At 57.5% G+C, this 23764-nt stretch carries 24 protein-coding genes; 2 read left to right on the top strand and 22 right to left on the bottom strand.

Translation table 11 applies throughout. From position 1 onward, the window contains the following. Window positions 1-178: 178 nt before the first annotated feature. The 7 genes from SELSP_RS02800 to SELSP_RS02770 all read right to left on the bottom strand — a co-directional run bounded on the left by SELSP_RS02800 (window position 179) and on the right by SELSP_RS02770 (window position 7127). Window positions 179-2269, bottom strand: coding sequence for a heavy metal translocating P-type ATPase (locus SELSP_RS02800; protein WP_013740616.1), 2091 nt, complete (start codon window positions 2267-2269; stop codon window positions 179-181). Continuing rightward, window positions 2266-3081, bottom strand: coding sequence for an HMA2 domain-containing protein (locus SELSP_RS02795; protein ID WP_232362378.1), 816 nt, complete (start codon window positions 3079-3081; stop codon window positions 2266-2268). The genes SELSP_RS02800 and SELSP_RS02795 overlap by 4 nt, the downstream gene beginning before the upstream one ends. 27 nt (window positions 3082-3108) lie before the next feature. Beyond that, window positions 3109-3633 (bottom strand): HMA2 domain-containing protein, encoded by a 525-nt coding sequence (locus SELSP_RS02790; protein ID WP_013740614.1) that lies wholly within the window; start codon window positions 3631-3633, stop codon window positions 3109-3111. Window positions 3634-3746: 113 nt separating this feature from the next. Further along, window positions 3747-3956, bottom strand: coding sequence for a 50S ribosomal protein L9 (locus tag SELSP_RS02785; protein WP_037367891.1), 210 nt, complete (start codon window positions 3954-3956; stop codon window positions 3747-3749). Between the two features lie 148 nt (window positions 3957-4104). After that, entirely contained in the window at window positions 4105-5223 is a 1119-nt protein-coding gene (aepY, locus tag SELSP_RS02780) for a phosphonopyruvate decarboxylase (RefSeq protein WP_013740613.1), read from the bottom strand. A 23-nt stretch (window positions 5224-5246) separates the two neighbouring features. Further along, on the bottom strand, window positions 5247-5975 hold the full coding sequence (locus SELSP_RS02775; RefSeq protein ID WP_006193439.1) for a class I SAM-dependent methyltransferase: 729 nt from the start codon (window positions 5973-5975) through the stop codon (window positions 5247-5249). A gap of 36 nt (window positions 5976-6011) precedes the next feature. Further along, on the bottom strand, window positions 6012-7127 hold the full coding sequence (locus SELSP_RS02770) for a 2-aminoethylphosphonate aminotransferase (protein WP_013740612.1): 1116 nt from the start codon (window positions 7125-7127) through the stop codon (window positions 6012-6014). Window positions 7128-7339: 212 nt separating this feature from the next. Here SELSP_RS02770 and SELSP_RS02765 point away from each other — a divergent pair, with 212 nt between their 5' ends. Further along, window positions 7340-8536 (top strand): helix-turn-helix domain-containing protein, encoded by a 1197-nt coding sequence (locus tag SELSP_RS02765; protein ID WP_006193208.1) that lies wholly within the window; start codon window positions 7340-7342, stop codon window positions 8534-8536. 265 nt (window positions 8537-8801) lie between these two features. Here SELSP_RS02765 and SELSP_RS02760 read toward each other — a convergent pair whose 3' ends face one another. The 6 genes from SELSP_RS02760 to tsaE form a co-directional block, all read right to left on the bottom strand. Beyond that, window positions 8802-9347 (bottom strand): flavodoxin family protein, encoded by a 546-nt coding sequence (locus SELSP_RS02760; RefSeq protein ID WP_006193442.1) that lies wholly within the window; start codon window positions 9345-9347, stop codon window positions 8802-8804. A 159-nt stretch (window positions 9348-9506) separates the two neighbouring features. Beyond that, window positions 9507-9794, bottom strand: a complete 288-nt coding sequence (locus SELSP_RS02755; protein WP_013740611.1) for a zinc-ribbon domain containing protein — start codon at window positions 9792-9794, stop codon at window positions 9507-9509. 231 nt (window positions 9795-10025) lie between these two features. Further along, window positions 10026-11057: a tRNA (adenosine(37)-N6)-threonylcarbamoyltransferase complex transferase subunit TsaD gene (tsaD, locus tag SELSP_RS02750; protein ID WP_006193445.1), complete on the bottom strand. Its 1032-nt coding sequence runs from the start codon at window positions 11055-11057 to the stop codon at window positions 10026-10028. After that, window positions 11050-11547, bottom strand: a complete 498-nt coding sequence (gene rimI / locus SELSP_RS02745) for a ribosomal protein S18-alanine N-acetyltransferase (protein WP_006193446.1) — start codon at window positions 11545-11547, stop codon at window positions 11050-11052. The genes tsaD and rimI overlap by 8 nt, the downstream gene beginning before the upstream one ends. After that, entirely contained in the window at window positions 11541-12266 is a 726-nt protein-coding gene (gene tsaB, locus SELSP_RS02740; RefSeq protein WP_006193447.1) for a tRNA (adenosine(37)-N6)-threonylcarbamoyltransferase complex dimerization subunit type 1 TsaB, read from the bottom strand. The genes rimI and tsaB overlap by 7 nt, the downstream gene beginning before the upstream one ends. Beyond that, window positions 12247-12849 carry a tRNA (adenosine(37)-N6)-threonylcarbamoyltransferase complex ATPase subunit type 1 TsaE gene (gene tsaE, locus SELSP_RS02735; RefSeq protein WP_006193448.1) on the bottom strand — a complete coding sequence of 201 codons (603 nt, stop codon included), beginning with the start codon at window positions 12847-12849 and terminating at the stop codon, window positions 12247-12249. The genes tsaB and tsaE overlap by 20 nt, the downstream gene beginning before the upstream one ends. Window positions 12850-13154: 305 nt before the next feature. On the opposite strand from tsaE, the gene SELSP_RS02730 reads away from it, so the two are divergent. Beyond that, window positions 13155-13703, top strand: a complete 549-nt coding sequence (locus SELSP_RS02730; protein WP_006193450.1) for an NADH peroxidase — start codon at window positions 13155-13157, stop codon at window positions 13701-13703. 441 nt (window positions 13704-14144) lie between these two features. On the opposite strand, the gene SELSP_RS02725 is transcribed toward SELSP_RS02730, so the two are convergent. The 9 genes from SELSP_RS02725 to SELSP_RS02690 form a co-directional block, all read right to left on the bottom strand. After that, window positions 14145-15509: a GntP family permease gene (locus tag SELSP_RS02725; RefSeq protein ID WP_006193452.1), complete on the bottom strand. Its 1365-nt coding sequence runs from the start codon at window positions 15507-15509 to the stop codon at window positions 14145-14147. Window positions 15510-15561: 52 nt separating this feature from the next. Continuing rightward, window positions 15562-16575 (bottom strand): 4-hydroxythreonine-4-phosphate dehydrogenase PdxA, encoded by a 1014-nt coding sequence (gene pdxA, locus SELSP_RS02720; RefSeq protein ID WP_006193453.1) that lies wholly within the window; start codon window positions 16573-16575, stop codon window positions 15562-15564. Between the two features lie 31 nt (window positions 16576-16606). Then, window positions 16607-17884, bottom strand: coding sequence for a four-carbon acid sugar kinase family protein (locus tag SELSP_RS02715; RefSeq protein WP_006193455.1), 1278 nt, complete (start codon window positions 17882-17884; stop codon window positions 16607-16609). A gap of 27 nt (window positions 17885-17911) precedes the next feature. Beyond that, window positions 17912-18676, bottom strand: coding sequence for a DeoR/GlpR family DNA-binding transcription regulator (locus SELSP_RS02710; protein WP_006193456.1), 765 nt, complete (start codon window positions 18674-18676; stop codon window positions 17912-17914). Between the two features lie 172 nt (window positions 18677-18848). After that, a complete protein-coding gene (gene scfB / locus SELSP_RS02705; protein ID WP_006193458.1) occupies window positions 18849-20252 on the bottom strand; it encodes a thioether cross-link-forming SCIFF peptide maturase in 1404 nt (467 codons plus the stop codon). Between the two features lie 65 nt (window positions 20253-20317). Further along, window positions 20318-20467 (bottom strand): six-cysteine ranthipeptide SCIFF, encoded by a 150-nt coding sequence (scfA, locus tag SELSP_RS11865; RefSeq protein WP_006193459.1) that lies wholly within the window; start codon window positions 20465-20467, stop codon window positions 20318-20320. A 29-nt stretch (window positions 20468-20496) separates the two neighbouring features. Beyond that, window positions 20497-21609, bottom strand: coding sequence for an NAD-dependent epimerase/dehydratase family protein (locus tag SELSP_RS02700; RefSeq protein ID WP_013740610.1), 1113 nt, complete (start codon window positions 21607-21609; stop codon window positions 20497-20499). Beyond that, window positions 21584-22669, bottom strand: coding sequence for a radical SAM/SPASM domain-containing protein (locus SELSP_RS02695; RefSeq protein WP_006193461.1), 1086 nt, complete (start codon window positions 22667-22669; stop codon window positions 21584-21586). Before SELSP_RS02695 ends, SELSP_RS02700 begins: the two co-directional genes overlap by 26 nt. After that, window positions 22659-23732, bottom strand: a complete 1074-nt coding sequence (locus SELSP_RS02690) for an AroB-related putative sugar phosphate phospholyase (cyclizing) (protein WP_006193463.1) — start codon at window positions 23730-23732, stop codon at window positions 22659-22661. The genes SELSP_RS02695 and SELSP_RS02690 overlap by 11 nt, the downstream gene beginning before the upstream one ends. Window positions 23733-23764: the final 32 nt, after the last annotated feature.

The raw sequence follows: 23764 nt of genomic DNA, 5'->3' as shown, positions 1-23764 counted from the left end.
CGACGCGCACATGCACCGCAGCATCAAAAAAGGATACCGCACAAATCCCTGCGGTATCCCTTTCTTTTTACCATGAAGCCCCAAGAGGTCAAGCCGAAGGTGCAGACCGATTGGCTAGGCTTCTGTAAGGGCGGCGCACAATGTCCACGAAGTGGACGTTTGTGCGTGTAGTTTACTTTCAGCCGACGCGCCTTACAGGCTTCTTGCCTGTCGAGAGGATGCGCGCGCTGTTTAAGACGACGGCGAGCGTCGCCGTGTTGTGGATGACAGCCGCCCACAGCGGGCTGATCATGCCCAAGGCGCCCATGAGCATGGCGCCCGAGTTGACGAGGATCGTCGCGCGGAAATTCTGATGGATCAGTCCCATCGTGCGCTTGCCGAGACGCAGAGCATCGACGAGGCCTTCGGGATCTTCCGAGCGGATCGTCACCGCCGACGACTCGGCGGCGATGTCCGTCTGGCGGCCGCCGAGCGTCACGCCGACGTCGGCAAAGGCAAGCGCCGGCGCATCGTTGATGCCGTCGCCGACCATCATGACTCTGCCGCCGCGCTCCTTGAGCTTCATGACGTAGTTCGCCTTGTCTTCGGGCAAGACCTCGGCATGGTAGGAGTCGATGTCCATCTGACGCGCCACATGATCGGCGACCTTCTCCGAATCGCCCGTGAGCATCACGATCTCGTCGACGCCGTAACGGCGCATCTGGTTCAGCGTCTTCTTCATCTTCGGGCGCACGGGATCGGTGATGCCGATGATGCCCATGAGGGAGCCGTTCCTCGCGATGTAGAGGAGGTTTTCCGTCGTGTCCTCGACGACGAGCTCGCCCGCGCCCTGCACGCCGCGCTCCTTCATGAACTTGTAGCTGCCGACGATCACGTCGCCGCCCTTGAAGCCGTCGAAATCAGGCACGACCGCCTGCATGCCGCGTGCGACGATCGTCTTCGACGAGCGGTGCTGCGGCACTTCCCAGTTGTTGTCCTTGACGTACTTCTGAATGGCGACTGCCAGAGGATGCACGGAGTGCATCTCCGCCGACGCCGCCAGAAGGATCATCTCCTTCTCCGTCACGCCCTCCGCCGTCTTGATGGAGGAGATCTGCGGGATGCCAACCGTGATCGTGCCCGTCTTGTCGAGGACGACGGTATCGGTATTGGCGAGCGCTTCCATATAGTTGCCGCCCTTGACGAGGATGCCCTTCTTCGCCGCCGCCGCAATCGAAGCGGAAATCGCCGTCGCTGTCGAGAGCTTCAAGCCGCACGAGAAGTCGATGAACAGGAGGTTCAGCACCCTCTGCCAATCGCGCGTCGCGCCGTAGACGATCGCCGCGCCGAGGAAGGAGATCGGCACGAGCATGTTCGCCATGTTGTCGGCGAAGTTCTGCACGGGCGCACGTCTTGACTGCGCCTCTTCAACGAGGTGGACGATGTGTGCGAGTGACGTGTCCTTGCCCGTCTTCTCGACCTCGATGACGATCTCGCCGACCTCGATGACGGAGCCTGCGTAGACAGGCGACTTCTCGCGCTTCATCGCGGGATTCGACTCGCCCGTAATTGACGCCTGGTTCACGGACGCCTTGCCGCTGACGACGCGGCCGTCGACGCAGATCATCTCGCCCGAATGCGCCGCGATGCGGTCGCCGACCTGCACGGACTCGACCGCGACCTTGCGCTCGACACCGCCGTCAACGAGCCAGACGAAGCGCTGGTTCATGTTCAGAAGGCCGGAAATCTGCTTCTTCGCGCGCTCCGCGGCGTAAGCCGTCAGCATCTCGGCGCCGTTCGACAGCGTCAGCAGCGTGAGACTCGATTCGGGCTTGCCTGCGAGCACGGAGGCGATGACCGCCGTGCTCGTCAGCGTGTCGGCGTTCGGGCGGCGCTCTTTCACCATGCCCACGACGCCGTTCTTGAGGAAGTTGCGCGCGATGGCCAAGACGAGGAGACTGCGAAACACCTTCATTCCCGCAAAAGCTTCAGGCGCGAGCTTTTCAAGCGCCTTCATGCCCGCGAAGCTCGCGAGCGAGAAGATTGCTTCGCGCCGATAGCCCGCCATGTCAAGCTCGGGATCGCTCGGTGCGCACTCTTCTTCCATGCGCTTGACGAGCCGACGCACGAGTGCGAGGGGCAATTCTTCCTTGTACCAGATCGTCAGCGCCTTGTCGCCGACCGAAGCGGCGACGACGCCCTTTATGCTTCGAAGCTGTGCACCCAAGAGGGCGCGCTTATCCTGAGCAAGATCCGCCGATAGGCGGAGCGAGCATGTCCCATACGTCATATCATCTTCCATCCTTTCAAGATCGAGAATGCCCACCAAAGCATCTGAGGACCCGACGGCCGCTGTTCATAGAGCAGGATCTTGCGCAAGCCGCGCACGATGAAGCCGAGAGCGAATACCGACGGGAAATCGAGCCAGCCATGCGTCTTCTCGTGCAGCCATACGTTCGCCGCGCCTGCTGTGCGGCGGATGCTTGCACCGAGTTCAGCGAGCGGCTGAGTGACGCCTGCCGCAGGGAGCAAATCGGAAAGCCCCTGCGGCAGATTAAAACCCGCATGCTCCGTAGCACCAAAGACGCGCTTGCCAAGATCCGCCATCAGGCGATCGACAGCTCCCTCATCGCCCGTATAGCAGACGAGCAGACTGCCCGTAACACTCGACGCCTTGACGGAATCGATGAAGGCGATGCGGCCAAGGTTCTTCTCCAGAAGCTTTGCCAGCTCCTCGTTCCCCTGCAGGGCCGCCGCATAGTAGCGCCTGCGCCCGGGCACGGCACTCTTCAGCGCGAAAGCTGGCATTGCCGGTGCAGACACGGCTGCAGAGCCGGACGCGTCCTGCGCCATGCCCATGCCGCGTCCCCTGCCTTGACCGAACATGCTGCTCATGCCGCTGCCCATGCCCGTCGGCATCATGTTAAAGAGTCCGCTCATGCCGGAACTTCTGCCCATGCCGCCCCGCCCCATGCCGGACGCCATGCCGAAAAGACCGCTCATGCCCGCGCTCCTGCCCATGCCCATGCCGCCGCTCATGCCTGCAGAAGCGCCGCCCGAAAGCATGCTGCCGAGGCCTTGGACAAGGGCCGTGCCGATCATCAAACCAGACATATAAGACATAAAGATTTAACTCCTCCCCTGTGCCATCTGCACATGATGCTTCACATACGTTTCAATCTGTGAAAGCTCTTCGTTCTCAGCAAAAAATTCCGGCTCATAGGTGATGAGCACGGAGCCGGTGAGCGTACTGCACTCGACCTTGTCCACCTCGGGACAGTCGGCGAAGTACGCCAGAATCTGCTCTCTAAGTTTCTCGTTTCCCACGAGTGAACGGCTGTAGAGGCGCATCCTGCCCGGCGCATAGGCGGCGGGACGCATCGAGCCGATCAGTGCGCCGAGCTTCGTCGGCGGCAGGGGAAGCTTCTGAAGCTCCTCGTCAATCTTCTTCATCACATTTTGCTTGAGACTTGCGCCGAACGGCATCGCAAGATCTTTCGCGAGCTTTTTGCGATACTGCCAAGCGTGAACGAGCGAGAGTGCCGCCCATGCCGCGCCGCAGACGATATGCAGACGCTTCGCCGGAACAAAGAGCGTCACGACCGTGCCTGCGGCAGCCGCTGCCAGCGGTAAGCCCAAAGAAATCTTTGCCATAGCGTCCTCCTTCATGCAATTCGTTATCAACGGCAAAACAGGAAAGGGGCTGCGCACGCAATATGCCATGACGATACGAGCATTTGCCTGTCGCAGCCCCTCTTATGTTTCCCTTACTGGTTCGCGCCGGCTTCCTGCGCAGCGATGAGGTCCTCAAGCTCTTCCTTCTGGCGCTGAAGCTCAGCAAGCGGCACCTGCGCTGCAGGAGCACCCTGCTGGATCGCCATCATCTGCTGCTCGCGCTCCTGCATGAAGCGATAGCCAAAAACGCCTGCGACAGCACCGACAGCAAGACCAATCCAGAAATCGCTCTTAGAGAAAATCGTACCCATAATATTCATCCTCCTAAAATTCAAAAGTGTCGACTCGAAAGACCGCTTCTTCGGCACTTTCTTCGCGTCAACGTCTTTTCCTATCATACCGATTATCCTACCATTTGTCAAGGGTATACCAGGCACTATCTGTTATCAATTAAAGGCTGAGAAAGCGCATCATTGCTAGCTTGTTGGCCTTTGGAGGAATCGTTGGTCGACCGAGGTCGGCACGCGATCCGACGGCGCATCGCACCTCCAAAAAGCACGGCCCTGCCTGCCCTTTCATCTCCTCCAAGGCGGCGGCAAGTTCCTCGCCATCTTTCGCACGCCGCGCAGCGGCGTAGCCAAGCGCACGCGCGAGCGCCGGAAAGTCGATGGAGGAAGCCGCCGTCGGCATGCCGCCGACGCTCTCGTGCGCCTCGTTGTTCAAGACGACGTGGCAAAAGTTCGATGGCTTTGCGGCAGCGATGACAGCGGCCGCGCCCATGTGCATGAGGAAGGCGCCGTCGCCGTCGAGGCACCACGTGCGCCGCCCCTTCTTTTCGAGCGCGATGCCGAGCGCGATGGACGAGCTGTGCCCCATCGAGCCGATCGTCAAAAAATCGCGCTCGTGCCCCTCGCCGCGCTCCTCGCGAAGCTCGAAAAGCTCGCGGCTTGCCTTGCCCGTCGTCGAGACGAAGACATCGCTCTCGTCTGCGGCATCGAGGATCGTGCGAATCGCCTCCTCACGGCGCAGCGCATAGCCGTTTTTGTAAGAAACCTTCGTATCGTGCGTGAGCGCACCCTTTCGGACGACGAAGGCCACCGAACGCCCATTCTCCAAAGACGAGCGGAAGCGTTCCATAGCGTCGCTCACGTCTTCCCCTCGCGTCTCCTTCGCGAGCACGAAATGCTCGACTTGCAGAAGTTCGAGCAGCGGAAGCGTCACCTCGCCCTGATAGGCGTGCTGCGGCTCGTCCTTCACGCCCGGCTCGCCGCGCCAGCCGATGACGAAGATCAGCGGGATCGCGTACGCCTTCTCGTGCAGCAGCGACGCGAGCGCATTGACGATGTTGCCCTCACCGCTGTTCTGCAAATAGACGAGCGGCGAGCGACCCGTCGCGAGATAATGCCCCGCCGCGATTCCCGCCGCCGTCCCCTCGTTCGCCGCGATGACGTGCGGCGCATGATTGCCGTATCGCTCCATCAAGGCGTCGCAAAGAGCGCGCAGCTGCGAGTCGGGCACGCCGACGAAAAAATCTGCGCCCAAAATGTCCAAAAACTCCGTCGCCTGCATGACATCCTCCTTCTGGCTGCCACTCATTCTTTCGGCACTTCCTCGCGAGAAAAAACCACGGAATAGAGGAATGGCGCATTCCAATAGCCCTCCACCTGCACCGGCTCGAACGAGACCCGAAGAGCATGCTTCTCCGCAAAATCCTCAAAGAAACTCTTCTGATAGAAGAGTTTGTCCAATCCTTGATAATGCACATCATATTCCGGATCAATCTGACGACGGAAAGCGAAGAACTCGTCCTTCTTCTCAGCATCATGCACCTCGATGATGGCGATTCTGCCGCGCGATTTTCCGACCATCCCCTCCATGACCTCTTGTGCATACGATTCATCGGGGAAGTAGTGAAAGACACACGTTGAAAACACCGCATCATACTTCTCTTCCCGCGGCATCTGCCTCGCTTCCGCACAGACTGCTTCGCGCAGTGTCCCACCACGAAATACATCTGTCAAGACAGCAATCATTTGTTCCGAATAATCGAGACCGCCGACAGCGAACCCATCGAGTCGAAAGAGCCAGAGGTTTGCTCCCGCACCGCAGCCGACCTCGAATATGCTGCCGCCTGCAGGCAGACGAAGCGCCGCCTTCGTTTCCTCATACTGCTTTAGAAGTGATTCATACGGTATACCGCCGCCCGTCACATCAAAGCCATTGATGCGCTTGAGTTCCAAGAGCATCGCCCGCTTGTCCGAGCGATCAATGCCTGCAAGCTGTGCGCTTCTCTTATTCCAGATTTCCTGCCAGCGATTCATCTGTCTTCTGTCTCTCCTGCCCTATTCATTGCCGTATCAATTCTTCGGCAAAACCATACCCAATTCCACAAGAGCTTCTCTCAGCACGCGGAAAAACTTCTCAATATCCGCCTCGTCGATCGCGCCGAGCGCGCACAGGCGAAACGTCCCCTTCTCCTGCATCTTGCCCGGATAGATCGTGAAGCCATGCGCATAGCAGTAGTCGTGCACGCGGTCAAAATCCCAGTGCTCATCCGCAGGATAAAGCACGGAGACGACGAGTCCCGACTGAATCTCCGGGCGGATCGCCTCCTTCAGCCCCAGAGCCGCAAGCCCGCGATGAATCGCCTGCGCCACCCGCGCATGACGCGTCGCCTTCGCCGCCTCGCCCTCGGCAAAGTATTCGGCGAGCGCCTGCTTTGCCGCATAGATCGTCTGCACGGGCGGCGTGAACTGCATCTGTCCCGTCTTTTCAAAGTACGCGTACTGCTGGTAGAGGTTGCAGTAATACGAGCGCACGGGATAATCCTTCGACGCCTCGATGAGTGAGGTGCGGCCGATGACAAAGGAAAGCCCCGTCATCGCCTGTATACCCTTCTGCGCCGACGCCATGCAGAAGTCGATGTTCGCCTCCTCCATCGAAAATGGCAGCATCGCATACGTCGAAGTCGTATCGACGACGAACGCCGCGCCGTGCGCATGCGCAAGCGCACCGATTTCACGGATGGGATTCAGGACGCCTGTGCCCGTCTCGTGGTGCGTCGTATAGACGAGAGCGATGTCGGGATCGTCCGCGAGCGCACGCTCGACCACCTTGAGATCAGGCACGTCTTCGACCGACGAGCGAATGTCGATATAGGGAAGTCCATAGGCGCGGCATATATCGACGGCACGCGCCGAATACGCGCCGTTGTTGACGACGAGCACCTTCTTCTGCGCAGGCAGAAGCGAATTCAGGCACACGTCCATGTTGAGCGTACCGGAGCCGCAGAAGAGCACGCACGAAAACGCCTTCGCATCGGCATGAACGATCTTCAAAAGCCCCTGCGCGACCTCGCGCATAACATCGCCGAACTCTTCTTCGCGCGGACAAATATCGGGCACGACCTGTGCCATCTTCACCGTATCCGTCGTCGTCGCCGGACCTGGATTCAAGAGGATCTTCCTCTCCATCAGCCACCGCCTCCATAAGAAATTATTAAGGAAAGTATAGCACAAGAACGAGAAAAGGGGAAGCGTCCATGTACACTTCCCCTGCACTTCATCCATATGGTAAATTTCCAAAGTAAATCCCACATAATAGGTCACTAACGGGATTTACTCTGAGAAGAATTTATGGCTGAATTTAGTGTGAGAAATCTCTCTACACAAAGGAGGCTGTCATCATGAAGCAAGCAGACAACAACAAGAAGAACAAGCACCTTACTGCACAAGACCGCCAGGAAATCATGAACGGGCTCGACAGGGGATTGTCCTTCAAGGCGATCGCCCTGCTCGTTCAGAAAGATCCTACCACCATATCTTACGAAGTGAAGCGACATCGCAAAGAGCACCGCAATGCGTTCGTGCAAACAGACGAACTCTGCCCCTTGCTCGAAAAGGCACCCTTCGTCTGCAACGCCTGCCCCAAGCGCCGTTCTGCTAACTGCCGCTTCCTCCGCCTTCTCTATGTCGCTCCGCAGGCACATGCCGAATACGAAGCGCTCCTGCACGATGCACGCGAAGGCATTCCGTTGAACCGTGCGTCTTTTTACAAGCAGGATCGCATCATTTCCTCTTGCATTGAGAAGGGGCAGCACATTTATCATATCGTCGCTTCTCACCCAGAGCTCAATGTGTCTCTCAGCACAGTTTATCGGCATTTTTCCAAGGGATATTATTCGGCTTCCAAGATTCACCTTCCACGCGCCGTAAAGTTCAAGCCTCGCAAAAAGAAGCGGGCGGATGTCGTTCCTTCTGCCATAAAGAAGGAACGCACCTATGCGGATTTCCTCGCTCATATGGAACGGGAAGGGCTTAGCGCACATACGCAGCTTGATACCGTTATCGGAGTTTCAGGCGGCAAAGTCATCCTCACCGTCCACTTCACTGCGTTCAATTTCATGTTCGGGCTTCTGCTCGAAAACAAGACGGCTGTGCAGGCTGCCTTGAAGTTCCAAGAGGTCAAACGAACTTTGACTGCAGGCGGTTTTGCTTTTCCTGCCCTTATGCCCGTGATGCTTACGGACAACGGTGGAGAGTTCTCCGATGTTTTCGCCTTTGAGAACAATCTTGAGGGGGAAAAGGAGGCCTGCCTTTTTTTCTGCGATCCCATGCAGTCTTACCAGAAGGCGCAAATTGAGAAGAATCACACGCTTTTTCGCGATATTGTGCCGAAGGGGTCTTCTTTCGACCATTTCACACAGGATACCGTCAATTTGATTTTTTCGCACATCAATGGCGTCCGTCGCAACATTTACAGCGGCAAGTCTCCCTATGAGATGTTTACGTTCGCTTTTTCCGAGGAACTGGCTGCTCTTTTGGGCATCTCGTATGTTGCGCCGGAAGATGTCGTGCAGTCTCCTAGACTTCTAAAGGGCTGATCTTGCGCTGCACATCTTTCTCATAGTAAATCCCGCCAGGGTGGAACTTACTCTGAAAAGCCTCGCTTTTCGGAGTGCGAAGCATGTCCTTCTTTCTAGCTTATCCCTTATGGTTCGGTCGCTTTTAAGACGATATTGTGCTCAGGTCATCCATTGCATACAAATTCTGATGCTTCTCGCACTTACTCCTATCGGCTTTCTTAGACTAAATCCCATAGACTTACATCAGCGGAAGTTACTTTGCGAATTTACGACTTCATCCATATTACATCTTGCCCGCTTCCAGCCGCGCCTTCCGCTTCAGCCGTTTTTCCAGCATCACGCGCATGAAATCGTGCGCCCTTTGCAGATCCTCTGCGTCGGGGTGGCTCGCGGCTCTCTGCCAGCGCGCCTGCGCCTTCTTTCCCGCGTGCGGATCATCCTCTGCGGCAGCTTCCTTCTTGCGCTTTTCGACGATTTTCGGATTGAGCTTGCCCTGACACGAAAACGTACCCGCGATATAGCATGCCGCGCCGAGCGCATATCCTGCACGCGCGAACGCCGTGACGGCATGCTCACTGCCCGGATCTGTGCCGTGCGTCTGGAAAAATACGACATCCTTGCCCTCGATCCGCGGCAGGAGTGCGAGCATCTTCGGATCGGGCGCACCGCGCCGCAGCCAATAGCCGAGCGCCACGGCCTCATATCCCGAGAGGTCTTCCGGCGCTTTCTCCACCGAGAAGAGGTCGGCGTCCGCTTCCTCCGCCATCGCTTCGGCGACAAGCTTCGTATTTCCCGTAAGCGACGAATAAATCACGCACCATTCTTTCATAAAAAAAACAGTCCCCTCTCATTTTATATGCCATCCTTACCATCTTAGCATATAAAACAAGAGGAGACTGTACCTTATGCTACGAAAGTTTGCGTCTTATCCGATGAAAGGAAACCATCCCGCAGGCTTCCATCGGGCAAAAGTATGCAAAGCTTCGGCTTATCTGCCCCTTCTGGCAGAGAAGCAATCGCGGCAGTAGACCGGGCGATCATCCTTCGGCTCGAACGGAACTTCCGTCTCCTTGCCGCAGGCAGCGCATGTCACCTGGAACATCGTGCGCTCACCGCTGTCGCCATCATGGCTGCGGCGTCTCTTTCCGCGGCAGTCGCGGCAGCGAACCGGATCATTTTCAAACCCTTTCTCCTTGTAGAACTCCTGCTCACCTGCGGTGAACGTGAACTCCTTGCCACAATCCTTGCAAACCAATGTCCTGTCCTGGAACTCCATGAAATATCTCCCTTGCTGATAATTATGTGAAAACGCCCCTCTCGGACGCTGCACGCACCGACGGCTTGGCATGTCCAAACCTGCGCTTGCCTACCCATTCTAACAGATTCAAACAAAAAGCGCAACTGAAATTATTTTGCCATTTCTTGGAGGATGACCAAGCGAAACGTTAGGAATCATCGCTATTGCCGCGCCTTTCGTCCATCGTGCAGCGAGCATCGGAAGCATGCGTCACGCCCCGCTCACATCGCGCAGCGAAAGCCCCGGCACGGCGTTCAGATGAGCGTCTGAGAAGCCGCCCGCCAGAGCCTGATAGTAGGCGCGGCAGCCGATCATCGCCGCATTGTCCGTGCAGAGCCGAAGCCCCGGATAATGGAACTCGACGCCGCTCTCCGCTGCCGCCTGGCGAAGCCGCCTTTCGAGCGAGCTGTTCGCCGCGACGCCGCCCGCCAAGACCAGCGTCCTCAGTCCCGTCTCGCGCAGAGCCGCCAGCGACTTCTCGACGAGCGTCTCGACGACGGCGTTCTGAAACGACGCTGCGACGTCGGCGGCATTGACCTCGATCTTCTTGAGCTTCATCGAGTTCAGATAGTTCAAGACGGCAGACTTCAGCCCGCTGAAACTGAACTCGTAGTTGCCCTCTTCTTCCAAGGCGCGCGGAAAGTCGATGGCTGAGGCGTCGCCTTCTTTCGCGAGGCGGTCGATCTCGGGGCCGCCCGGATACGGCAGCCCAAGCACGCGAGCCACCTTGTCAAACGCCTCGCCCGCCGCATCGTCGCGCGTCTGCCCGAGCAAGGTGAAATGGTTGTAATCCTTGACGTGGACGAGCGCCGTGTGCCCTCCCGAAGCGACGAGCGCCACAAACGGCGGCGCAAGCTCCGGCGAACTCAAGAAATTCGCAAAGATATGGCCTTCGAGATGATTGACGCCGATGAGCGGCACGCCAAGCGAGAAGGAAAGCCCCTTGGCGGCGGCGACGCCGACGAGCAGCGCGCCGACAAGCCCCGGTCCGTAGGTGACAGCAACTTGACCGACCTCCTCCTTGGCGACGCCCGCCTCCTTGAGCGCCTCGTCGATGACGGGCACGATGTTCACAATATGACAGCGCGACGCGATCTCGGGCACGACGCCGCCGTACTTTTGATGCACGGGGATCTGCGTCGCGATGATGTTCGACAAGATTTCGCGTCCGCCGCGCAGCACGGCGGCGGACGTCTCGTCGCAGCTCGTCTCGATGGCGAGCGTCAAGATGTCCTTATCCATGCGCCTCATCTCCTTTTCCGTCCGTCCCGCCGAGTGCGGCGAGCGTCGCTTTGATGTCCGTGTTCCAGAGGATTTCCGCATCCTCCGCGTTGTCCGTATAGTAGTGCGGTCGCCTGCCGACGCTCCGAAAGCCGAACTTCCTGTAGAGCGCGAGCGCCGCCTCGTTCGATGGACGCACTTCAAGCGTCATGCTGCGCACGCTGTGCTCCATGGCGATCCGCATGAGTTCTGCGAGCAGCGCTGCGCCGACGCCGCGCCGGCGCATCTCGGGCGCGACGGCGACGTTCGTGATGTGGCCCTCCTCGCCGAGCAGCCAGACGCCGACGTAGCCGATGACTTCTGCGTCATCAAGCGCCAACAGGTAGTAAGCCGCTTCCTGCGCGGCCTCCTCCCAGAAAGACTCGCGCGACCACGGCATGGAAAAGCACGCCTGCTCCACCTTCTCGACGGCGGCGGCATCAGCGGGCAGCATCTTGCGAAAGGTCAGCATGGCATACCCTCCGTCTTCTCTTTGCCATGACGCTTCTCCCAAAGCACCTCCGCCTCCGAGCGCCGAATGTAGAACGGCTCCAGCGTCATGGGATCATCGCACTCGCCCGCCGCAAGCCGCGCGATGCCGAGCCATGCGACGTGCGAGGCGCGCGCCGTCAGAAGATGCGCGGGCGCGAGCGTTACATTGTCGGGCAAATTTCCGAGACGCGCCCGCTTCTTCACGGCGAGTTCGCCCGTCAGCAATACAGGCTTTCCCCTGTCCGCCGCCTCGGCGATCGCCTCGGCAAGCGGCGCGACGCGCACGGGACGCACCTCGTGCAAACTCCCGTCACGCCACTCGTAGAGACCTGCATAGGCGTTTCCCTTCTGCGCGTCCATCAGGGCGAGCGTATGAACGTCCGGCACGGGGACGGCAAGCGCGAGCGCCGCCAAGGTCGAGACGCCGACGAGCGGGATGCCCAGACCGTAAGCGATAGCCTTCGCTGTCGCCAAGCCGATGCGAAGCCCCGTGAAAGAGCCGGGGCCGATGCTCACGGCGACGCCCGTGAGCGCCGAGCGCTCGACGCCCGCAAAGGAGAGCGCCCCCTCAATATGCGAAAGAAGCGTCTCCGAATGCGTGCGCCCCGCCTCGACCGTCACTTCCGCCTGCAGTTTCCCCTCGCTCGCCACGGCGACGCTCGACACCGAGCTTGCCGTATCAATCGCCAGAATCGACAACGTCCCTCATCTCCTCAAAAAATTCCTTGAGCTGCACTCCCACAAGCGAAAAACACAGCCGACGGCGATCCGCCGCCTCCTCTGAATCGACCTCCCCCGCCGAAGATGCCACGCGCTCGATCGTCACGCGCACATAGTCTGCGGGCATCTCCTCGCTGAACTTGTCGAACCACTCGACGACGACGACGCCCTCGGAATCGTCCGCATACTCATAGAAGCCGATGTCATAAAGCTCCTCGGCACGCTCCAGGCGATAGACGTCGAAATGCGTAAGGCGCATCTTCCCTTCATATACGTTCATCAAGTTGAACGTCGGACTCGTGACCTCGCCCGAAAATCCCAAACCACGCGCCAGTCCCTGCACGAAGAGCGTCTTTCCTGCGCCGAGATCGCCCGCGAGCGCGAAGACCGTCCCCGCCGGGCAAAGCGCCCCGATGCGCTCGGCGAGCGCCGCCGTCTCCTCGGGGGAAGCCGTTTCCACCGTAAACATTGCTGCAACACCTTTCCATAGGAGAGCGCCGCTTCCCTCAGCCATCGCGCTGGGCTTTTTGCCGAAGCCCTCCGTCGTTTCTCTGCCTATCATACCACAAGCCCGCCGTTTTTTGAAACGCTTCGCGCAAGTATAGCGATACTTCTTATCAATAATAATTATCCACTAGTATTTATTTTGAAAAAGTATAAAAACACGAGATATATGGAGATATTTCACAATATATGCCTATATCTTTGTTATTTAGCATTTTTTCGATATTTCCTTCTTGGGACGCTTCGCCTATAATAAGGGCACAGCAAGCGACAAGCACATGAGGGAACACCCCCGCACGGTGAATCGCGAGCCACTACCAAGAAAAAGAAAAACATCCACGATATTTTGGGAGGTAATGTAAAATGAAAAAGTTTGTTTGCACGGTTTGCGGTTATGTTCACGAGGGCGACCAGGCTCCGGCAGAGTGTCCGATCTGTCATGCGCCCGCTTCCAAGTTCGTCGAGCAGACGGGCGACATGCAGTATGCGGACGAGCATCATGTCGGCGCCGCCAAGGGCGCGGATGAAAAGGTCATCGAAGGCCTGCGCATGAACTTCACGGGCGAGTGTTCTGAGGTCGGCATGTACCTCGCGATGAGCCGCCAGGCAGACCGCGAGGGCTACCCCGAGATCGCCGAGGCCTTCAAGCGCTACGCTTTCGAGGAAGCCGAGCATGCAGCGAAGTTCGCGGAGCTTCTCGGCGAGGTTCTGACGAACAGCACGAAGGAGAACCTCAAGATGCGCGTCGACGCCGAGCACGGCGCCTGCGCAGGCAAGAAGGAGCTCGCTACGCTCGCGAAGCAGCTGAACCTCGACGCCATCCATGACACCGTGCACGAGATGTGCAAGGACGAGGCACGTCACGGCCGTGGCTTCAAGGGTCTCTTCGACCGCTACTTCGGCAATAAGTAATGACTTTCCCTCGGGGCGGGGATCTTGAACCGCCCCGGGAACTTCCCCATAAAGAAATCACGGATAACGATGAGTCCGTCCCATCGACGCTCTCGATTCGTCCGTGCTTTCTAAAACCTTCTCAAACCCCATAACCACTATCCAGAGGGGATTTCCCCAATCCCCGACCACTCCCAAAAAGCGACCCTTTCCCCAAGGGTCGCTTTTTCTATGGGCTGTTTCACTGCTGCGGCATCAACTTCTTCGCCGTCCTGCAAGATACCACACATGATCAGTAAACTACACGCACAAAAGTCTACTTTACGGACATTGTGCGCCGTTACAGAAACCTAGCCAATCGATCTGCGCTGCGGCTTGATCTCTTGGGATTTCACGCTAAAATAAAGGTCTCCATGCCACATCAACTGCAGCATGGAGACTTCGATGAAAACTACAGAAATATCAACCGAACATCACGTTGAGAATCAGGAGCACGATGATACCGGTAGCCCAAGCAATCGTGCTGGCGACAGAGTAGAGGCGCAGCTGCTCCTTACCTTCGGTAATACCGATGGAGCGGTTGACGACCCAAAAGAAACTGTCGTTAAAGTACGAATAGAAGAGCGAGCCCACACAGGCGGCGAGAGCCGCGAAGACGGGGTTCACGGAGAGATTCGCGATAATCGGCGCCGTGATCGAGGCCGCCGTAATCATCGCCACCGTGCCGCTGCCTTGGATGAATCGCACGATCGTCGCGATGAAGAACGGCAGCAAGATGGCAGGAATGCTCGTCTGCAGCATGGCTTCGGCCAAAACCGTGCCGACGCCGCTGTCGCGGATCAACATGCCGAAAGCGCCGCCGCCGCCTGTGATGAGGATGATGATGCCCGCCGACTTGATGCCTGTTTCCATTTCCTCCAGCACGCGTTTCTTGTCGAGACTTCCCGTCAGGCCATAGATCGTCAGGAGAAGTCCGATGCCGACGGCAATAACCGGTGTACCGAAGAACTGAATGGCATCGGCAATCGGCCCTTTCATCCCCATGGCAGCCGCCACTGTACCAATAAGAATCAAAAGGATCGGAACGACGATCGGCGCAAACGAGATGAAGGCCGAAGGCAGATGCGCGTCATCGTAGATGCTGCTTCCCTGGTTCGATGCCGTATACGATCTGTCACGCGTCCAACCGCCATCCGCTGTCGGAATCTGCCAAATCCTTTCGCCCGCCCACTTCGCAAAGAGCAAAGGACCGATGAGCATCGGCACGGAAAGCACGAGTCCCCAGAGAATCAAGGATCCGACGCTCACTTCAAAGATGCCTGCGACTCCCACAGGCCCCGGGGTCGGCGGCACCATCGTATGCGTGATAACGAGACCGGTGGCGAGCGCGATGCCGATGGAAACGATCGACTTGCGCGCTTCTGTAGAAATCGCCTTGGCCAGAGGCGTCAAGATGACAAAACCCGAATCACAGAAAATCGGGATGGAGACGAGGAAGCCCGTCAACGCCATAGCGATTTCTTCACGTCCCTTGCCGAAAAACTTGAGAAAGCACAGAGCCATGCGCTTCGCCGCACCCGATACCTCGAAGAGCTGGCCCATCATGACGCCAAAGCCGATGATGATGCCGATGCTCCCGAGAGTACCGCCGAAACCCTTCGTGATGCTCGCGACAATCTGCTTGAACTCGATGCCGCCGATCACACCGACGAGGACGGTTGCCAAGATCAGCGCCAAGAATGTATGAATCTTGGTCTTCATGATCATGAAAATCAAGCAGGCAATACCAAAGCCAAGACCTATGAGTATTTGCGTTTCTGCAGCCATGAGGATTCATCTCCTTGTTCATAAAATCATTACTTCTGCGGAACTGCCCCGTTCATCCCTGCTTGAAATTCGGGGCATATTTTGCTGCGAGGCGGATCGCCTCCACCATGCTCACGGCACTCACGATGCCCTTTCCGGCGATATCGAAAGCCGTGCCATGATCAACCGATGTACGCAGGAATGGCATGTCGAGTGTGACGGCGATTGTACGCTCGAAGTCGTACGTCTTCGTCGCGATATGACCTTGATCGTGATAGAGGGAAAGAACCGCCTGATAGCGTCCCTGCAAAGCCTGATGAAAGACGGAGTCCGGACCGATCGGGCCCACGACATCGTAGCCTTCCCTCTGCGCCTCTTCCACAGCAGGCGCAATCTCCTTGACTTCTTCCCAACCGAAGAGCCCATGCTCACCCGAGTGCGGATTGAGTCCCGCGACAGCCATCTTGCCCTCAACGCCGAGCTGCTTCAATGCTTTTGTGCAGCGGCGGATATACTCAAGCACGCGCTCTTTCGTAATGGCGTCACAGGCATCGCGCAGTGACATGTGCCGCGTGAGGAAGAATACGCGCATCTCGTCGACCTCGAACATCGTCAGCGGATCACGCGAGTTCGACAGTCCGCCAAGAATCTCCGTATGTCCGATGTAGTCAATCTTCGCCGCACGCAACGATTCCTTGTTGATCGGCGTCGTGGCAATCGCATCAATCTTGTGCGCCATCGCCAGCTCCACACACTTCTTGATGTAATCAAATGCCGCCTGTCCGCACATCGCCTGGACTTCGCCCATCTTCAACTTCGCCATGTCGACATTCTTGAGATCAATAAGATTGATGACGCCCGCCTCATCGAGGGCAGCCGCAGGCTCCTCCACCGTATGGATGCGCGCTTTTACACCGCAGACACCGATTGCCTGCTCCATCGTTCCCTTATCGCCGACGACGATGACCCTCGCAACATCCGTCACCTTCTTGTCGAGCAGCGATTTGACGGTGATCTCCGCACCGACTCCGGCAGGATCGCCCATAGGCACACCGATTAGAGGTTTTTCCATCACATTCGTTTCCATACGCACAACTCCTTTTATCTTTCAAGAATCATCAAAGGGCAATATCCTTGGCGATTTTTTCCAAGCAAAGCCCGATCGCATCATCGCCGCCGATCATCCCCCCTTTCGTCACAATGCGCAGCTTCGGCAAGCGGCCGCCAAGAATGCGTCCGTAGACAGCAAGCGGCAGAACCTCGTCACGCACCTCAATGCCGTCGGCGTCCAACTTCTCCAAGAGAGCAATCGTGATGTCACCACCCGAACAATAAATACCCTCGAGTTTGCCGCTCTTCTCCAAGATCTCGCCCGCAGCCTCGGTCAATGTGCCGGAAAGGATGCGTGACACATCCTCCCGAGTGACACCGAGTGCCTTCGCAGTCGCCTTGAGATCGAGATGTCCCTCATCAGAAAGCGGCGTCGTCGTCAGCAAGAGAACGTCTTCAGCGTCTACGGCATCGCAGATCTTATTGACGACCCGCCGAATTTCCGCCTCACGCCGCTCCTTCTCGAAAAACTCCTTCACGCGCATGTCGACAAAGAATACGCGCCTCTTTTGCAGCAAATCGGCAATCTGCCGCTTCGTCGTCGCCGTCACGCTGCCGATGACGAGCAAAACCTTCTGTTCGCGCTTTTCCTTCACCTGCATCTCGTACACAAACTGCATGGTCAAGGGCCCGGGATCGACCGTCAGCACGCGGCAGCCGCTCTGCAGCACCGCTTTGGCGATCTTCTGCACATCTTCATTGCGCACGGCATCAAAGACGAGAACGCGAGCTGCCTTCGCCGCTTCACTGACGGCTGCAGCGAGCGGACCTATGTCCTGCGCCAAATCTTTCAACGAAAAGTATCGCACCTCGTGACGCGTTTGCTGCGCGACAAGATCTACAACATCATCCGATGCAACGGGCATCTTCGGATCGCGCCCCGCATCCGACTCTGTCAGAAGCATGCCGTTCACGAGCATCGTTCGATTTGCGACGATGCGTCCCGAGTCGGGATAAGCGGGTACGACAATCGCCGTAAAGTCGTCGCCCAAGGCGGAAAGTGCCCCGTCAATCTCCGCTCCGATATTACCGCGCAGCGTCGAATCAATGCGCTTGTTGAAAAATTCACCACCCGACTTCAACTGCAAAAAGGCTTCTCTGACACGTCGGAAAGCCTCCTCGGAGGATAATCCGCGGCTCGCCGTCGAGTAGGCCAGCACATCCGCCTTGTGCGCTGCCGCACCATCCAGGCGAAACAGACTGCTCACACTGAGTCCGATTTTCTTGAGGAGCACACCCGATGCATTTGCCCCTGTCAGATCATCAGCGACAATCACGCCTTTCATCGTATCTTCTCCTTTCTGGCAAGCCAATCAAATCGCGATGATTTCTCCACGCGGCATCGCCTTCTTCACCTCTGTCTTCGTAAACGGATAATCCGTGATGACGCGATCCAGTTCGCTCATATGAGCCGCCTTATAGAGCTTTTTCTTGCGGAACTTCGATCGGTCGGCGACAAGGATAGAAACCTCGCTTATCTCAAGGAGTTTCCGCTTGAACACGCACTTGCTCTCTGTCGGTACGACGAGGAAGAAGTCCTCCGTGACAGCAGACGTGCCGACAAAGGCGAGATCAATGCCGTAACGCACAAGCTGCTCCGTCGCCATGGCACCCGCAACGGCCCCTGTCTCTGGCAAGACGACGCCGCCCAAGAGGACGGTGCGAATCTCCGTTTGAGAATACAGATGCGCACCTATGTGCAAATCGTTCGTCACAACCGTGATATTAGCGGGCGCTGCCTTCTTCAAACGGTCAGCGATCTCGAACGTCGTCGTGCCTGCATCGAAGAAGACCGTCATACCCGGACGGATCTGTCGCAGCGCCGCCTCCGCGATGCGCCGCTTAACTTCGATATCACGCACCTTCTTCTTCGCATACGAAGTCTCCTCCACGAGATAGTTTGGCAGCATGGCTCCGCCGTGCGTGCGCACAAGCAGACCCTTCTCTTCCAACTGTTTGAGATCACGGCTGATCGTCATGGCCGTGACATCGAGCGCCTGCACCAGGACGCTGCTCGTGACCGTTTCATTCTGCTGCAGGTAGTCAAGAATAAATTTCTTCCTGTCGATCGAAATCATATGCGCCCCCTTGATGTTAATTTAGTTTATGTTTTGTTATCTTTTGTTATTTTATTATAAAGCTGTCGTTTTCTTCTGTCAATATGGAAAATAAGTTCATTGCTTTTAGCTGCATAAAAAGAGAGTGCATGAAGTCTTTCAACTCCATGCACCCGTCATATTTCTCTTTCACCTACAGAGCAGTCGCCTGCACCTGTTCTTCCTTCTCCAGTGCCAGCAGCGCCTGCACGTAGAGTGCACATTCGAGACGCTTTTTTTGAATCTCGCAGCCGACTTCGTAAGGCTTTCTTATATCGCCGTGGAATAGGTCGGCGTTGGCATGGCAGCCGCCGCTGCAGAAGAAGCGTGCCCAGCAGTCGGCGCATTTTTCCTTGTTGAGGACGTGCGACTCGCGAAAGTACGGCGGCAGTTCTTCGTCCGTCACTCCGTCGTAGATGCTGCCGAGCTTGTAGCGCTTTCTGCCGACGAATTGATGACACGGGTAGAGATCGCCATTTTCCGCGACGGCGAAGTATTCGTGACCCGCGCCGCAGCCCGAGAGGCGCTTGGCGACGCAAGGGCCATTTGACAAGTCCATGTTGAAGTGGAAAAAGAAGAATCCCCTGCCCGCGCGATGCCGCTCCATGTAGGCGGCGGCGAGGCGGTCGTACTCCTCGCAGATGCGCGGCAAATCTTCTTCCATGAGGGCGAGCGGGCTGTCCTTCAAGACGACAGGCTCGACCGAGAGAATATTGAATCCCGCATCGTGCATCGAGAGCACGTCCTCGGTAAAGTCGAGATTGCGCTTCGTGTAAGTGCCGCGAAGATAGGTATAGACGCCGCGATAGTCCCAGTCGCCGCCCGCGCGGCTCGCAAGACACCTTCGGAAGTTCTCCACGATGCGGTCATAAGTGCCGTGTCCGCCGATGTCGGGACGCATGGCGTCGTTCGTCTCCCTGCGCCCGTCGAGCGACAGGACGAGCGAAAAATCGTTCTCGTTGAGCCACGCGATGTTCGCATCGCTTAAGAGCATGCCGTTCGTCGTCAGCGTGAGCTTGAAGATCTTGCCCGTCTCCTTCTCGCGCTTCCTTATATGCTCCGTCACTTTCTTAATCGTCTTCATGTTGAGGAGCGGCTCGCCGCCGAAGAAGTCAATCTCACAATGCTTGCGCGGCCCTGAACCCTCGATGAGAAAATCGACAGCGCGACATCCGACCTCGGGCGACATGACGGCACGCTCCATGCCGTAGTTGCCGCCGTCGCCGAAGCAGTATTTGCAGCGCAGATTGCAGTCCTGCGCGACCATCAGACACAGCGACTTCACGAGTCCCTTCTGGGAAAACGTCGGCGGCACGTCAATGTCGGGCGCGAAAAGCTCGCCGAGCGCCATGAGTTCGTGCAGCTCTTCGAGCGCTTCGGAAAGTTCCGCCCTCGGGTACTTCGCGCCGAGCGCATCGACGACCGCCCGATCATTCGCGCCGTCGAAGACGTCCATGATGTCGTAGATCATCTCGTCGACGACATGGACGGCGCCGCTGTTGACATCAAGCAGGATGAAGCTGTCCGCCTGTTTGAACTTATGTATTCTCTCTTTCATAATTCCTCCAGATATATGGCGAAGCGTGAAGAAAAGACCTCTTCCTTACGGAAGAGGTCTTTTTTTCACGCTTGCTTCCTGCTCTCACAGACCTGATTGCCCACCGTGCAGGACGTCTTGCATGCCGACTGGCACGACGCCTGGCATTCGCCGCAGCCGCCCGTCTTCAGCGTCTTCTGCATCGTCGGCTTGTTGACCGTCTTGATGTGTTTCATCGTATGACCCCCTTCTTGCCGTCTTTCCCTTATTCTACCCTTTTTCCGCTCGCTTGGCAAGATGTTTGCACATCGCGCAGGTATCGCCAGACGCGTGCGAATCCCGCTGCCGCGTCGAAGCGGCATTGCCAGCCGAGTTCTCGAAGTTTGTCGGCACTGGGGAGGTTCGCCTTGTTGAAATTGTTTTCCAGATACGCCGCGCCCTTCGGCCGCTCCTTCGCGATGACCTTCAAACTCAGTTCGGGACGCAATTTCACGAGGATTTCCGCAAGCTCGCGGATGCTCAAGAACGCCCTGTCGTTCGACACGTTGTACGCCTCACCCGACGCGCCCTCGAAGAGGATGAGAAAGAACGCCGAAACAGCATCGGCGATGTAGCAGAAGGGGCGGCAGGCGCTGCCGTCGCTGTGCATGACGATGTCCGTGCCCGCCGAAACGCACTTCATGAAGGAGGAGAAGACGCGCGGATCGCTCTCAATATCCATCGTTGGCGCGTAGGTGTGCGCGATGCGTGCGATCTTCGCGTTCACGTCATATTCGACGGAGAAGAGCCGGCACCACGTCTCGCCCATGCGCTTGCTGCCGCCGTAGCAGCTCAAAAGATCGAGCGGGTCTGCCGCGCCGATGTCCGCCTCGTGGATCTCACCCGCGCCCTCTTGCATCTTGCCGTAGACGTCGCCGCTGCTGAAAAAGAGGAAGGACTGCGTCCTCTTCTCCCTTGCCAAGCGCAGCAGATAGTATGTGCCGAGCACGTTCGGCTCGGCGACCTCGACGGGCATCGTCTTGTAGTACGCAGGATTCGCGAGGCTTGCAGCGTGGATGATGAAGTCGACCGCCCCTTCGATCTGCCACGGTTCTCTGAGATCGTGCTGCACAAGCGAGATATATGGCGCATCCGCGTATTCGCCGAAGCGTGCGCGCGCTTTTTCCTCGTTTCGCACATGGAGCAGCAGCCGCATCCCCATCGCGCGTTCCTCGTTCAGATAGACGAGGAAGAACGCGACGTAGGACGCGAGCATTCCCGTCGCACCCGTGAGCAATACGGTCTTGCCTCTGAGCTTTTGCCAATCCAGCCCACGCGCGTAGATGTCCTGCATGTCCTCGTCGAGCACCGGGCTATTTAGAAACGTTCTTCTTTCCATCGCCTTCCCCCCAATAATGGAGCTTCTCCACAGGGAAATCGTCGAGATTGTCCTCGCTCGTATCCTTCAGCGGAATTTCGCACGTTGCGCAGAGCGCATGGTGCGCCCCCTTCGTCTTCAGCTGCATACAACGAAAATCGTAGAGCTTCTTCGAGTTCCAGATCTCTTCCAGCGTATTGTCGCAGATGCTGCCGACCAAGGTGTCGCGCGACCAATCCGTACAGCAGACGACGACGTCGCCGTTGCTGCGCACCGTCATGTGCGTGAACGGATAGCGGCAGACCTTGCGCTCCTTGTAAAGCGCCTGTTCCAAGTACGCCGCCTGCGCTTCCTCGCCCTTTTCCTCGCTGCCGTAGAGTCGGTCGAGGGCATTTTCCTCAAGCTTCGGCAAAATCCACGGCGTGTCAATCAGCTGCTCGTCGGAAACATCTTCGTACATGCGATAGAACTCGTCGTTTTCCTCGCCGTGCGTGTCCATGATTTTCGCACAGATGAAGGGCTTCTTCGCGCCCTTCTCGTCGCGGTACTTCTTCAAGTAAGCGATGTTCTCGCGAATCTCGTGCGGCGTGACGCGCGACTGCGTGATGCGCGCCTGTCCATCCGTGCGCACGGAGTAGATGGAAGCGCGCAGGTAGTCGAGTCCGAGATCGACGAGTTCCTCCGCCACTTCCTTCGTCAGAAGAGACGCATTCGTCGTGATCTCCATCTCATGACAGACATCGGCTTCCTTGATCTTCTTCACCATGCGGCAGACGCCCTTGTGCAAAAGCGGCTCACCCGTCGAGTAGAGCTTGATGAGCTTGATCTTCTTGCCCTGATGGCGGCAGAAGTCCTTCATATCTTCCAAGAGCTTGTCAAAAAGCTCATCTGTCATATTGCCGAAGGGACCGCCGTGCTTCGTGTATTCCTGTGTGCTCTGCCAGCACATCAGGCACTTGAAGTTGCAGATGTTCGTCGGCTCGATGCACACGCACAGAGGTACCGCGAGCGGCACGACCTCGCGCAGTGTCAGGCGATTCTTCTGATATGCCTCGGAAAAAGGCACAACTTCATTTTCCACGATGATTCCTCCAATATTGCAGCAGACACGCAAGCGCCTGCCGGATTTCTTCTTCCTCAACATCGCGATAGACGCTGAGCTCATGTGCTTCGTTCAAAAGCACTGCCGTGATTCTCTCGCTCGTCTGCTTCTTATCCTTGTGAATGGCGGCGATGATGCCCGCAGGCGCGAACCACTCCTCGCGCCAGGGGATGTGCGCGAGGATCTTCATGCAGAGCGCCGCGATACGCGCCGCATACGCTTCTTCGATGAAGCCGCGCTTGACCGATACCGCATTCGCCGTCATCATGCCGAGCGCAACGGCAGATCCGTGCGGAATCTCATAGGAGCTGACGCTCTCAAAGGCGTGTCCGAAGGTGTGCGCGTAATTGAGCAGAACCCTCTTGCCGCGATCAAACTCGTCCTCCTCGATGAAACCGCGCTTGAAGTCGAGCGACGTCCTCACATACTGCAGCAGCTTCTCGTAATCGTGCGCAAGAATCGCCTCCATATCGCGCTCCATGCCGTCGATGCCCGCCGCGCCCGCGATGACGTTGAACTTCACGACTTCGCCTAAGCCGCTGCAGTAGTCCCGCGGGCTGAGACTCCGGAAAAACTCGGGATAGATGAAGATCTCATCGGGTGGATAGAAGGAGCCGAGAAGGTTCTTGAAGCCCTTGTAGTTCAGTGACGACTTGCCGCCGATGCAGCTGTCGCAGGCGGCAAGGAGCGTCGTCGGGAAGAACGTCCAGCGAATGCCGCGATAGAGCGCCGTGGCGACAAAGCCCGTGACGTCCTGCGTGATGCCGCCGCCCAAGGACACGAGATGCGAATTGCGCTTGGCGCTCATCTCCGTCATGCGCTCACAGATTGCGAGCATTGCCGCCATATCCTTTTTCTCCTCGACAGCTTCAAGCAGGAAGAATCGCTCCTTCGGCAAATCCGGCAGGCGGTCTTTATAAATCTCGTAAACCGTACGGTCGAGCACAAAAAACGTGTCCTTCGCCGCCGCCAAATCCTGCAGCAGGGACAAATCCCTGCAAAAATCCACGCTGTATTCCTTGAACGCCGACTTGATCTTCATGCCGCCTTCTCCTTTCCCGTATCTCGCTGCAG

It is taken from the genome of Selenomonas sputigena ATCC 35185, assembly GCF_000208405.1.
Classification (GTDB): Bacteria; Bacillota; Negativicutes; order Selenomonadales; family Selenomonadaceae; genus Selenomonas; species Selenomonas sputigena.
Note: the sequence above shows the minus strand (reverse complement) of the source record. Positions and strands in the feature narration are given on the sequence as shown.